Origin of the sequence: Corallococcus sp. CA049B (assembly GCF_003611685.1) — a bacterium.
GTDB classification, from domain to species: Bacteria; Myxococcota; Myxococcia; order Myxococcales; family Myxococcaceae; genus Corallococcus; species Corallococcus coralloides.
Genome location: NZ_RAWC01000047.1, coordinates 36,340 through 49,886 on the forward strand (window position 1 = coordinate 36,340; position 13,547 = coordinate 49,886).

The 13,547-nt window shown below is 70.5% G+C and carries 6 protein-coding genes (1 of these 6 running past the window's edge); 5 read left to right on the forward strand and 1 reads right to left on the reverse strand.

What is annotated here, in order from left to right; translation table 11 throughout:
* Window positions 1-7,205, reverse strand: the start of a protein-coding gene (locus tag D7W82_RS13600; protein ID WP_158617653.1) for a non-ribosomal peptide synthetase. Its footprint begins 24,301 nt before the window's first position; 7,205 of the gene's 31,506 nt are visible here — the first part of the coding sequence; it begins with the start codon at window positions 7,203-7,205; its stop codon lies beyond the left edge, outside the window.
* A gap of 316 nt (window positions 7,206-7,521) precedes the next feature.
* Here D7W82_RS13600 and D7W82_RS13605 point away from each other — a divergent pair, with 316 nt between their 5' ends.
* The 5 genes from D7W82_RS13605 to D7W82_RS13625 all read left to right on the forward strand — a co-directional run.
* Complete coding sequence (locus D7W82_RS13605; protein ID WP_120618763.1) at window positions 7,522-9,123, forward strand: MBL fold metallo-hydrolase; 1,602 nt, start codon at window positions 7,522-7,524, stop codon at window positions 9,121-9,123.
* Between the two features lie 87 nt (window positions 9,124-9,210).
* Complete coding sequence (locus D7W82_RS13610; RefSeq protein WP_158617654.1) at window positions 9,211-10,224, forward strand: CPBP family intramembrane glutamic endopeptidase; 1,014 nt, start codon at window positions 9,211-9,213, stop codon at window positions 10,222-10,224.
* A 78-nt stretch (window positions 10,225-10,302) separates the two neighbouring features.
* Window positions 10,303-10,782, forward strand: a complete 480-nt coding sequence (locus D7W82_RS13615; RefSeq protein ID WP_120618765.1) for a hypothetical protein — start codon at window positions 10,303-10,305, stop codon at window positions 10,780-10,782.
* A 155-nt stretch (window positions 10,783-10,937) separates the two neighbouring features.
* Window positions 10,938-12,035 carry a 6-phosphofructokinase gene (locus D7W82_RS13620; RefSeq protein ID WP_120618766.1) on the forward strand — a complete coding sequence of 366 codons (1,098 nt, stop codon included), beginning with the start codon at window positions 10,938-10,940 and terminating at the stop codon, window positions 12,033-12,035.
* 23 nt (window positions 12,036-12,058) lie between these two features.
* On the forward strand, window positions 12,059-13,547 hold a 1,489-nt coding region (locus D7W82_RS13625), incomplete at its 3' end, for a serine/threonine-protein kinase (RefSeq protein WP_233587516.1).

Here is a 13,547-nt window from a genome sequence, read left to right on the forward strand (position 1 = left end):
CCCGACAGCTGCTGCGGCGTGAAGAACGCCGTCGCCCAGTGCAGGAACGCAATCACGCTGCGCTGCTCGATGGCCACGCCCTTCGGACGGCCCGTCGAACCCGACGTGTAAAGCACGTACGCCAGGTTCCTCAGGCCCGTGCGCGCATCGACGCGCGAAACAGGGTTCTTGGAGATGGTCTCCCAATCGGTATCCAGGAACACGTTGCGCGCCGAATGCGCGGGGAGCACGCCCAGCAGCTTCTGCTGCGTCAGCACCACCGGCGCCTGCGCGTCCTCCAACATCCAGCCCAGACGATCCTGCGGGTACGCCGGATCCAACGGCACGTAGGCGCCACCCGCCTTCAGCACGCCCAGCAGCGCCACCACCATCCGCGCGGAACGCTCCAGGCTCACGCCCACCAGCGTGTCCGGGCCCACGCCCATGCCACGGAGGTGATGCGCCAACTGGTTCGACTGCGCCTCCAGCTGCGCGTACGTCAGCACCTCTCCGTCGAAGTAGACGGCCGCTGCATCCGGCGTGCGCGCCACCTGCGCCTCGAAGAGCGCCTGCATCGTCCCGGTCACCGGGGCCGGCAGGTCCGTCCCCGACACGTCCATCAGCAGCGTCTGCTTCTCTTGCGCGCTCATCAGCGCAAGGTCGAACACCTTCGCCATGGGCCGCACCGCCACGGACTCCAGCAGCACCCGCAGGTGCTCCGTCATCCGCTGGGCCGTCACCGCCGTGAACAGGTCGGTGTTGTACTCGAGCGTCCCTTCCAGCCCGCCCGCCGTCTCGGTGAGGAAGAGCGTGAGGTCGAACTTCGCCGTCTTCGACTCCACCTCGTACGGCGACAGCTCCACGCCCGACAGCTTCAGGTGCGGCAGCACGTCCTGCTGCAACGCGAACATCACCTGGAACAGCGGCGCGTGGCTCAGGCTGCGCTGCGGCTGGAGTTCCTCCACCAGCTTCTCGAACGGCACGTCCTGGTGCGCGTACGCGCCCAGCGTCGTCTCGCGGACCTGCTTGAGCACCTGCTGGAAAGTCGGGTTGCCCGAGAGCTTCGTGCGCAGCACCAGCGTGTTGACGAAGAAGCCGATGAGGCCCTCCGTCTCCGCCTGCGTGCGGCCAGCGATGGGCGAGCCCACCGAGATGTCGTCCTGGCCCGTGTACCGCGCCAGCAGCACCTGGAACGCAGCCAGCAGCAGCTGGTACGGCGTGACGCCTTCCTGCTTCGCCAACGCATTCAGCGTGCGGCTCAGGTCCGCGCCCAGCTTCACCGGCACCGTCGCGCCGCGGTACGTCTGCACCGCCGGACGCGCGAAGTCCGTCTGCAGCTCCAACATCGCCGGAGCCCCGGCCAGCTGCTGCTTCCAGTAGCCGACCTGCTTCTCCAGCACTCCGCCCAGCAGCCACTCCCGCTGCCACTGCGCGAAGTCCGCGTACTGCACCGCCAGCTCAGGCAACGGCATGGCGCGGCCCTGCGAGTGCGCCTCGTAGAGCGCGGCCATCTCGCGCACGAGCACGCCCATGGACCAGCCGTCGGAGACGATGTGGTGCATCGTCACCAGCAGCACGTGCTTCGCCTCGCCCAGCTTCAGCAGCTGAGCGCGGAAGAGCGGACCCGTGCCCAGATCGAACGGGCGCACGGCCTCTTCGTTGACGCGGCGCTGGGTCTCCGTCTCGCGTGCCGACTCGGCCACGGTCGACAGATCCACCACGGGCAGGTCCATCCGGCTCGCGGCGTGGATGATCTGCGCCGCTTCGCCGTTCTCCTCACGGAACGTCGTGCGCAGCGACTCGTGCCGCGCGACGATCTCCTGGAGCGTCAGCCGCAGGGCCTCCACATCCAGCGCGCCCTCCAGGCGCACCGCGCCCGGCACGTTGTAGAGCGCGCTGCCCTGCTCCAGCCGATCCAGGAACCACAGGCGCTGCTGCGCGAACGACAGCGGCAACGCGCCCTCGCGCGACACCTGCTTCAGCGGCGGCAGGTTCGCGCCTTCCGCCTGCTGCTTCTTCCCATCGATGAACGCCGCGAGCGAAGCCACCGTGCTCAGCTCGAAGAGCGAACGCAGCGGGACCTCGATGCTGAAGGCCGTGCGCAGCCGGGACACCAGCTGCATCGCCAGCAGCGAGTGGCCGCCCAGATCGAAGAACGAGTCCTCCGCGCCCACGCGCTCCACGCGCAGCAACTGCGCGAACAGCGTCGCCACCTGCTCCTCCGTCGCCGTGCGAGGCGCCACGTACTGGCTCTGCGCCTGGGCCTCCGGAACCGGCAGCGCCTTGCGGTCCACCTTCCCGTTCGGCGTCAGCGGCAGCGCGCTCAGCACCACGAACGCCGACGGCACCATGTACTCAGGCAGCCGCGCCTTCAGGCCCTTGCGCAGCTCCGCCACATCCAGCGACGCGCCCGCCACGTACGCCACCAGGCGCTTGTCACCCGGCACGTCCTCACGCACCACCACCACCGACTCGCGCACGCCGGGCTGAGACGCCAGCGCCGACTCCACTTCGCCCAGCTCGATGCGGAAGCCACGCACCTTCACCTGGAAGTCGATGCGGCCCAGGTACTCCAGCTCGCCCGTCGCCAGCCACCGCACGCGGTCACCCGTGCGGTACATCCGCGCTCCAGGCTGCGCCGAGAACGGGTTCGGCACGAAGCGCTCCGCCGTCAGCGACGGCTTGGCCAGATAGCCGCGCGCGAGGCCCGCGCCCGCCAGGTACAGCTCACCCGGCACGCCCTGCGGCACCGGACGCAGCCACGCGTCCAGCACATAGGCGCGCGAGCCCGTCAGCGGACGGCCGATGGTCGGCTCCCGCGCTCCGTCCTTCTCCACGCGCGTGTACGTCGAGTACGTCGTGTCTTCCGTCGGGCCGTAGAGGTTGTAGACGCCCTCCACGTTCTTCAGCCCGTACAGCGCCTGCGCCAGCCGGTTCAGCAGCGGCTCGCCCGCGAGGTTCACAGTCCGCACCGAAGACGGCACGCCCTGGCTGCGCACCAGCTCCGCCATCGCGGAGGGCACCGTGTTCACCAGCGTCACGCGGCCCGCGTCCTTCAGCGTCGGCAACGCCAGCGCGTTCTCCGCGACGATGACGGCACCACCGCTGATCAGCGGCGCGAAGACCTCGAACACCGACAGGTCGAAGTTCAGCGACGTCGCCGCCAGCACGCCCGCCAGCTGCTGCTGCGTGAACGCAGTCGTCGCCCAGTGCAGGAACGCCACCACGCTGCGCTGCTCGATGGCCACGCCCTTCGGACGGCCCGTGGAGCCCGACGTGTACAGCACGTACGCCAGGTTCCCCACGCCCGTGCTCGTCGCGACAGGCGTGGTCGGCTGCCGAGCGATCACGGCCCAATCCGCGTCCACGCAGACGGCCTTCGCGGAGTGCTCGGGCAGCACGCCCAGCAGCTTCTGCTGCGTCAGCAGCACCGGCGCCTGCGCGTCCTCCAGCATCCAGCCCAGGCGCTCACGCGGGTATGCAGGATCCAGCGGCACGTAGGCGCCGCCCGCCTTCAGCACGCCCAGCAGCGCCACCACCATGCGCGCCGAACGCTCCAGGCTCACGCCCACCAGCGTGTCCGGGCCCACGCCCATGCCACGCAGGTGATGCGCCAACTGGTTCGCCTGCGCGTCCAGCTGCGCGTACGTCAGCGCCTGCCCGTCGAAGTAGACGGCCGCCGCGTCCGGCGTGCGCGCCACCTGCGCCTCGAAGAGCGCCTGCATCGTCCCGCTCACCGCGGCCGGCAGGTCCGTCCCCGACACATCCTTCAGCAGCGTCTGCTTCTCCTGCGCCCCCATCAGCGACAGGTCGGACAGCTTCGCGCCCGGGTCCGTGAGCAGCGACTCCAGCAGCACCCGCAGGTGCTCCATCATCCGGCGCGCCGTCGCCGCGGCGAACAGGTCGGTGTTGTACTCCAGCGTCCCTTCCAGCCCGCCCGCCGTCTCCGTCAGGTAGAGCGTGAGGTCGAACTTCGCCGTCTTCGACTCCACCTCGTACGGCGACAGCTCCACGCCCGGCAGACGGAAGTGCGGCAGCACGTCCTGCTGCAACACGAACATCACCTGGAACAGCGGCGCGTGGCTCAGGCTGCGCTGCGGCTGCAACTCCTCCACCAGCTTCTCGAACGGCACGTCCTGGTGCGCGTACGCACCCAGCGTCGTCTCCTTCACCTGGGCCAGCAGCGCGCGGAAGGACGGGTTGCCCGAAAGCGTCGTGCGCAGCACCAGCGTGTTGACGAAGAAGCCGATGAGGCCCTCCGTCTCCGCGCGCGAGCGGCCCGTGATGGGCGAACCGACCGAGATGTCCTCCTGCCCCGAGTAGCGCCCCAGCAGCACCTGGAACGCCGCCAGCAGCAGCATGTACGGCGTGACGCCTTCCTTCTTCGCCAGCGCGCCCAGCGCCTTGCTCAGGTCCGCGCCCAGCTTCACCGGCACCGTCGCGCCGCGGTACGTCTGCGCCGCCGGACGCGCGAAGTCCGTCGGCAGCTCCAGCACCGCCGGAGCCCCGGCCAGCCGCTGCTTCCAGTAGCCGACCTGCTTCTCCAACACGCCGCCCAGCAGCCACTCCCGCTGCCACTGCGCGAAGTCCGCGTACTGCACGCGCAGCTCCGGCAGCGGAGAACCCCGTCCGCCACGGAACGCGTCGTAGAGCGCGGCGACCTCCCGCACGAGCACGCCCATGGACCAGCCGTCGGAGACGATGTGGTGCATCGTCACCAGCAGCACGTGCTTCGCTTCACCCAGCTTCAGCAACCGCGCGCGCACCAGCGGACCCGCGCCCAGGTCGAACGGGCGCACGGCCTCTTCATCCACGCACCGCCGCGCCTCCGCCTCGCGCTCCGTCTCCGGGAAGCCCGTCAGGTCCACCACCGGCAGCTCGAAGGCCTTCGCCGGGTGGATGAGCTGCACCGCCTCGCCGTTCTCCTCGCGGAACGTCGTGCGCAGCGACTCGTGCCGGCGGACGATCTCCTCCAGGCTCCGCCGCAGCGATTCTGCATCCAGCGCGCCGTCCAGCCGCACCGCGCCCGGGATGCTGTAGAGCGCGCTGCCCTGCTCCAGCCGGTCCAGGAACCACAGGCGCTGCTGCGCGAACGACAGCGGCTGCGTGGCCCCACGCGGACGGGGCGCGAGCACCGCCGCCTTCGGCTCCTGCTTCGAAGCCGTGATGCGCTTCGCCAGGTCCACCAGGCTCGGGCCCTGGAGCAGCAGCTCCATGGGCAGCGCGATCCCCAGCCCCTTCTCCACCGCGTGCGCCAGCTCCACCGCGCTCAGCGAATCCAGGCCGTAGCGCGTGATGGGCTCACGCACGTCCACCGTCTTCGCCGGCACCTTCAGCTGCTCCGCCACGCGCTCCACCAGCCACGTCAGCGTGGCCCGCGCCGCCTCCGGCACGTCCTCACGGACCGGCGCCGCGGCAGGCTCCGAGGCCGCTTCCGTCTCCTCCGCCTCCTCGAACCCCGGCTCGCGCCACACCAGCACCGTGCGCAGCTCGTCCGCGAGGAACTGCGCCTTGCACGCGTGCCGCTGGATCTTCCCGCTGGAGGTCTTCGGGATGCTGCCGGGCTCGATCAGCGCCACGGCGTGCACCTGCACCTCGTGCCGCTCGGCGACGCGCTGGCGGATCTCCTTCACCGCCGCCTCCGCCATATCCACCTGCTTGCGCAGGTTGCCCGCCTTGCGCAGGTCGACCTCCTGCACCACCACCAGGCGCTCCTCGCCCGCCACCTCCAGCGACACCGCCGCGACGCTGCCGGCGCGCAGCGCGGGGTGGCTCTCCTCCACCGTCTGCTCGATGTCCTGCGGGTAGTGGTTGCGGCCGCGGATGATGATCAGGTCCTTGGCGCGGCCGGTGACGTACAGCTCGCCGTCCCGCATGAAGCCCAGGTCCCCCGTGCGCAGGAACGGGCCTTCGTCCGTGCCCTTCACCCGCGCCTGGAACGCCTCCGCCGTCGCCTCCGGCTTGTTCCAGTAGCCCAGCGCCACGCTGGGGCCGCGCACCCAGATTTCACCCACGCCGCCGGGCGCGCACGCCTCGCGCGTCTGGGGATCCACGATGACCACCGGGTGTCCCGGCCGCTCATCGCCGCAGCCCACCAGGACGCGCGCCTCCGGCTTCGCCGCGTCCACCAGCAGCGCCCGGCGCTGCTCCAGCGCCGGAGCATCCAGCGCGCAGCTCACCGGCGGCGCCGCCACGCGCCCGCCCGACACCAGCAGCGTCGCCTCCGCCAGGCCGTAGCACGGGAAGAAGAACTCCCGCTTGAAGCCGTGCGGCCCGAAGGCCTGCTCGAAGCGATCCAGCGTCGCCGGACGGATGGGCTCCGCGCCGGTGAACGCCACCTTCCACGAGCTCAGGTCCAGCGCCTGCCGCTCCTCCGCCGGGATGCGCCGCACGCACAGGTCGAACGCGAAGTTCGGGCCGCCGCTGATGGTGGCCTTGTAGCGGGTGATGGCCTCCAGCCACACGCGCGGGTTCTTGAGCATCGTCAGCGGCGACATCAGCGCCGCGTGGAACGTCGCGTACAGCGGCGTGAGGATGCCGCCGATGAGCCCCATGTCGTGGTACGGCGGCAGCCAGATGACGGCCGAGCTGCTGGGGCCCAGCTCGAACGCGTCCGTGATCAGCGCCAGGTTGTGCGCCAGGTTGCCGTGGCTCAGCATCACGCCCTTGGGCGAGCCCGTGGACCCGGACGTGTACTGGAGGAACGCCAGCGTCGACGCGTCCACCGCCGGCGGCGTCCACTCCGCCTCCCCACCCGCCGGGATCTCGTCCGTCCCCACCCAGTGCAGCGAGCGCAGGTCCGGCGCCTGCTCGAAGACGAACTCCGTCATGGACAGGATGCCGGACGTGGTGAGCACCACCGTCGCGTTCGCGTCCTGGATGATGGCCCGCAGGCGCGGCAGCGTCCGCTCCAGCCGCATCGGATCCGGCGGATACGCCGGCACCGCGATGAGCCCCGCGTAGAGGCACCCGAAGAACCCCGCCACGTACTCCAGGCCGGGCGGATACAGCAGCATCACGCGCTCGCCCGGCTTCGCCACCTTCCGCAGCGCCACCGCGATCCGCCGCGCCCGCGCGTCCAACCCCGCGTAGCTCAGCGTTCCGTCTTCCTGACCCGCGTCATCCAGGAAGGTGTACAGCGGCTGCTCGGACCGCGACTCGGCCCGGCTCCGCAAGATTTCGACGAGGGTGGAATTCGAGGGCGTCAGCTCAGGGGAACGCGGCAAGGAAGAACCCATGTGGAAGGCCGGAAAACACCGCAAGAGCTTCAGTGGGCCGACTGCTTGTGCGACACGCACCTACGTCGTGTGTGGCACAGGCGCCCTTGCAATGAGTCCGGGGGAGCAGAACTGGATACGAGAATACCACTAGGACTGGGTTCTACTGAACTTGAACAATTTGCTCGAATCGCTCACATTCGCTCGTCAGCCCTGCTTCCTGGTCTTCAGCACTCACCCCGCCCTCTCTTGACTCCGCGAGTTCCCCTACGGGAACCGCCGTGAATCGAGTCCGGGGGTGGGGGTCTCCTCGCGATCGCCCACCATGACTGCTCCCCTGTATCGCCTCGCGGACGCCACCCTCGTTGAACCGCTCGTCCAGGACTTCCAGGCCTGGTGGATGACGGTGGCGCCCATGCCCGCGAGCCTGCATCTGCAGGCCTACCTGCTGCCGCTGCTGAAGGCCTACCTGCAGACGCCGGACTTCCACGCGAAGGCGGCGAAGGATCCGGAGCTGAGCGGCAGCTCCTTCGTGGGCATCGCGCCGGAGCGCGCCGAAGAGGTGCGGGCGCTCATGCAGCGGATGACCACCGCGCAGGAGGACAACATCAAGCTGGCGGAGGCGTTCGACGAGTTCCAGACGCAGCTCCTGGCGGAGGCCAAGGGCCAGTCCCTGGAGCCGCTGTACGCGCGGCTGCCGGAGCCGCTCAAGGGTGTGGTGGAGCTGGTGTACGACTACGTGAACCGCCCGTCGATGCGCGTGCACGAAGGCCTGCTGTACCGCGGCCGTCACCACAAGACGGACCTCCAGTCGATGCGGCTGCGCCGGCTGAAGGCGGACGCGGAGCGCGACTCGCTGCTGACCACGCCGCGCCTGATGGAGGCGGGGCAGCTGGACTGGAAGGTGCCCTTCCACGACGAGCGCCTGGACAAGCTGTTCAGCCTGGACCTGGAGCCCCAGCCGCTGGAGTGGATCCGCGACGTGCTGGGCGGCGCGGTGCAGTCCGACGCGGACCTGATGCCCCTGCTCACGGAGGCGCCGCAGACCCTTCCGGAGACGTGGAGCGGGCCGGGGGTGCGCATCCGCTACGTGGGCCACGCGTGCGTGCTGGTGGAGTGGAAGGGCACGTCCATCCTCATCGACGCGGTGGTGCCGGTGCGGCCGGAGAAGATGGGCCCGCTGGCGCGCATGTCCTTCGCGGACCTGCCCCGCCGCATCGACTACGTGGTCATCACCCACAGCCACCCGGATCACCTGGACATCGAGACGCTGCTGCGCCTGCGCCACCGCGTGGGCACGCTGATGGTGCCGCGCGCGAGCGGCGCCCTGGCGGGTGACTACTCGCCGCGGCTCCTGGGCAAGGCGCTCGGCTTCAAGAACGTGCTGGAGCCCTACTTCTACGAATCCCTGCCCATCCCGGACGGCGAGATCATCGCCGCGCCGTTCATGGGCGAGCACGGCGACGTGGCCCACGCCAAGACGGCGTGGATCATCCGCACGGGCGAGGAGCGCCTGTTCTTCGCCGCCGACTCCATGTGCGTGGACGAGACGACGTACCGCGACCTGCGCGGCACGGTGGGCGACCTGCACACGGTCTTCATGAACACGGAGATCGTCGGCGCGCCGCACACGTGGATGCTGGAGGGCTTCTTCCCCAAGAAGCGCGACCGCAAGCTGGAGAAGAACCGCCGCTGCCGCGGCAGCAACTCCGCCGAAGGCCTGCGCCTGCTGGAGCTCGTGGGCGCGAAGCGGCTCTTCAACTACGCCATGGGCCTGGAGCCCTGGATGGAGCACATCATCGGGCCCGCCGCCACGCCGGAGACGCCCCGCATGAAGGAGTCGGATCTGCTGCTCGCCACCGCCCGCGAGCGCGGCCTCCAGGCCGAGCGACTCGAGGGCGCGCGCGAGGTCGTCCTCAAGAGCTGAAGCCGCACGTGGGCGCGGGGCGGCCTGCCCGCCCTCCCCTCGTACGTCGGGCTCGACGGGACGAGCCCAACCGGTATGCTCCGGAACATGAGGAATCCCCGGAAAGAAACGCTCACGTTCATCGCGGTGACGCTCGCCGTGAGCTGGACGATGGCCGTCCTGTTCATCATGGGCGGCGAGACGCGCGAGTCCGTGTGGCTGATGCGCTGGATGATGTGCGTGCCCGGCATCGTGGGTCTGGCGTGTTCCTGGTTCTTCCGTCGCGAGCCCCCGTCCGCGGTGGGCTTCTCCTTCCCCGGCTGGAAGTGGTGGTTCCTGGGGCTGGCGCTGCCCCTGGCGTACGGCGCCGTCATCGCGCCGCTGGCCTACGCGATCCGGTTCATCACGGGGGACGCGTCCTTCATCACGTACCAGCCGGAGGTGCTCAAGGGCCCGTTCGGAGTGACGGGCGCGGCGACGGTGCCGGTGATGATCCTCCTATTCTGGGCGATGACGGTGACGTGGTGGCTGGCCGCCGCGTCCGTGCGCTGGCGCTGGGTGGAGAAGCTGGGCGCGAAGCTGCCGGAGCGCTGGCGCTGGCTGCGCTACGGCCTGGCCGCGCTGGTATGGGGGCCCGTCGTGGGCTTCGGCGTCCCCAGCGAGCTGGGTGAAGAGGTGGGCTGGCGCGGAACGCTGGTGCGCTGGTGGATGCACCGGCCGGCGCTGGCCGCGGCCCTCACCATGCCGGTGTGGGCCGCGTTCCACCTGCCCCTCATCTTCTCCAAGGCGCAGCGCGGGCACGTGGGGCAGAACGTGACGTTCCTGCTGTCCATCGCCGTGGCCGCGGTGGTGTTCGCGCAGCTCTACATGGCGTCGCGCTCCATCTGGCCGCCCGCCCTCTTCCACATCAGCTGGAACCTCATCAACCCGCAGCTCTTCGGCAGCGTCTACAACGGCCGGCCGGGGCTCTTCGGTGGCCAGGTCTGGGTCTTCAACGGCGAGGGCGTCTTCGGCGTGCTGCTCCACGGGCTGGTGGCCGTGTGGCTCTTCCGCCATTGGAGGCGGAGCGCGCAGGCCCCGGAAAGCGCGGTATTGCCGGAGTCGTCCGCGACGCTTGCCTGAGAGGCCTTGCGGCCCGGCGAGCGCAGGCTTTTCCGCATGTGACATCCCGGGTGGGCTCCAGTTACTCTCCCGCCCGAGATGACCCCTGCCGTCCGGGCCGACATGGAAGCACGTGCCGACCGCGCCCTGCGCCGGGGCGAGCTGGCGGAGGCGTATGAGCTCTTCGAGCACCTCCTCGCCGCCTTTCCGCGCGAGGAGGCCCTGGCCGCCAGGCTGGCCCAGCTGCGCGACAGCCTCCAGCCGGAGGAGCTGCAACACCTGAAGAACCGCGTGCGCGAACCCCAGCGCCTCCCGCTGGGCCCGCCCTCCCCCATGCAGGAGGGCGAGCGACTCTTCACGTTGGGTGACTACGTGGGCGCCGCCGCCGCGTACCGCCGGGCCCTCCAGGAGCGCCCCGGCAACGAGCTGGTGCTGGAGCGGCTGGAAGAGCTGTACCGGATGGCCCGCGAGATGCCCGTGCAGTCCCCCACGGACCGGGCCCTCCCCGCGCAGAAGGAGGATCGCCTCCAGGCCCTCCTGGACCGGCTGGCCTCCCGGCGCCGCCTCAAGCGCGACTGAGGGGCCGCCCCCGCGTCCGCCGCGAGCGCGGATCCGACGCAACCGCTGATTCGTGCGTTGCACCCCCCTGGGGTGGCACCTACAATCCGCACCGACGTTGCTGTCATAGTGCCGCCCGTTCCCACTGACACCCGCGTCCGACTTTCTTCATTCCTATGGCTCGACCTCTTCGACTCGGCGTCCTCACCGGCGGTGGTGACTGCCCCGGACTCAACGCGCTCATCCGAGGCCTCGTACGACGGGGCGTGCTCGAGTTCGGCCACTCGTTCGTGGGCATCGAGAATGGGTACATGGGCCTGGTGGAGCCGGAGCTCGTCCGCCCGCTCGGCGTGGAGGACACGCGCGGCATCCTGCCCAAGGGCGGCACCATCCTCGGCACGTCCAACAAGGCGAACCCGTTCTCCTACCCGGTGCGTGAGGGCACGGGCTGGGGGACGCGGGATCTGTCGGATCAGGTCCTGCGCCGCTGCGAGGAGCTGCGGCTGGACGGACTGGTCGCCATTGGCGGGGACGGCACGCTGTCCATCGCGCACCAGCTGGCGGAGAAGGGGCTGAAGGTCGTCGGGTGTCCGAAGACCATCGACAATGACTTGTCCGGCACGGACCAGACGTTCGGGTTCGACACCGCGCGGCTCATCGTCACGGAGGCGCTGGACCGGCTGCACTCCACCGCGGAGGCGCATGACCGCGTGATGGTGGTGGAGATCATGGGCCGCCACGCGGGCTTCCTCACGCTGGAGAGCGGCATCGCCGGCGGCGCGGACCTCATCCTCATCCCGGAGATTCCGTACCGCGTGGAGTCCATGCTGGAGACGCTGAAGCGGCGGGCCACGCGGCGGCGCAGCTTCTCCATCATCGCCATCTCCGAAGGCGCGTATCCGGAGGGCGGCGCGCTGTCCGTGCTGGCGGAGGCCGCGGACATCCCGGGCCGGGGCGTGGTGCGGCTGGGTGGATCCGGCAAGGTGTGCGCGGATCTGCTGGCGAGCCACATCGAGGCGGAGATCCGCGTGACGGTGCTGGGCCACCTGCAGCGCGGCGGCAGCCCGAGCGCGGCGGACCGGGTGCTGGCCACGCGCTACGGCTGCAAGGTGCTGGACCTGGTGCGGGATGGACAGTGGGGGCACATGGTGGCGCTCCGGAACAACGACGTCATTCCGGTGCCGCTGAGTGAGTCCCGCAAGGAGCGACGGGTGGACGTCCAGGGGGACCTGGTGCGGTTCGCGCGGAGCATGGGCATCGGGTTCGGGGACTGAGGGGAGAGCGCGCACCGCACGCCATGACGCTCGTCGGCCGCCATATCGGTCGCTATCGCATCCTGGAGGAGCTGGGCTCCGGGGGCATGAGCGTCGTGTACAAGGGCCTGGACACGGCCCTGGACCGCGAGGTCGCGGTGAAGGTGCTGCACCCGCACCTGGCCGGCAAGGACGAGTCGCGCCGTCGCCTGGCGCGCGAGGCCCGCGCGGTGGCGAAGCTGCACCACCCCAACATCCTGGAGGTGTTCGACTTCTCCTCGGCGGAGGCGCACGACGCCTTCATCGTCACGGAGTACATCCGCGGCCGCACGCTCAAGACGTACCTGGATGAAGGCCCGCTGGAGCCGCCGGAGCTGGCGGCGATGATCATCCACGAGCTGGCGGCGGCGCTGGCGCACGCGCACGAGGCGGGCGTCATCCACCGCGACCTGAAGCCGGAGAACGTCATGGTGCGCGAGGACGGGGTCCTCAAGCTCATGGACTTCGGCATCGCGCGGCTCTTGGACATCGAGGACCGGATGACGGTGACGGGCGCGCTGGTGGGCTCGCCCGCGCACATGTCGCCGGAGATCATCGAGGGCCTGGAGGCCGGGCCGGAGGCGGACGTCTTCAGCCTGGGGATCATGTTCTACGCGCTGATGACGGGCCGGCTGCCCTTCACCGCGTCGAACACCACGGCGACGCTCAAGCGCATCCTGGACGGGGCGTATGAAGACCCTCGCCGCCGTGTGCCCGCGCTTTCGGACGAGCTGGCGGAGATCTGCGCGACGTGCCTCCAGCGCGACCCGGCGCGGCGCTATCCCAACGCGGGGAAGCTGCGCGACGCGCTGGCGGATGCGCTCGCGGGGCTGGGGTTCTCCCGCGTGGGCGAGGAGCTGATCTCGTTCTTCGCGGATCCGCCGTCGTACCAGCGGCTCGCGCGCCAGCGCATCGTCGCGGCGCTGTTGGAGCGCGGGGAGCGGCAGCTCGCGGAGAAGCGGACGCCGCGCGCGCTGGCGTGCCTCAACCACGTGCTCGCGCTGGACGCGACGAATGAACGGGCGCTGGGGTTGCTCAAGGGCATCCAGCGTCAGCAGCGGCGGCGCACGTGGCGCAGGCGCGGCCTCCGCGTGGGCATCGCGGCGGGCGTGGCGCTCGCGTTGGGGCTGGGCGGCTGGCAGGTGTACCGGATGAACGCGAGCGCGCCCGAGACGCCGAAGGCGCGACCGGAGGCTCCTCGCGCGGATGGCTCGAAGGCCCCGGGTCCCCAGCCCGCGGCTGGCGGCACGCAGGGCACGACGGGTTCACCCGACGGCACAGGCCCCCTTCACGGCGGCCAGCGTACGGGCGGCGCGACAGGTTCACCCGACGGCACGGGCACCGCTCACGGCGGCCAGGGTGCGGGCGGCACGAGGGGTTCGCCCGAGGGTACGGACACCTCACAGGGCACGCAGGCCACGGGCTCGCGTCCCACCGGCGCGCAGGGCACGGGCACGCCCGGCCGAGACGCACTCCTTCCGCCCGACCCCACCC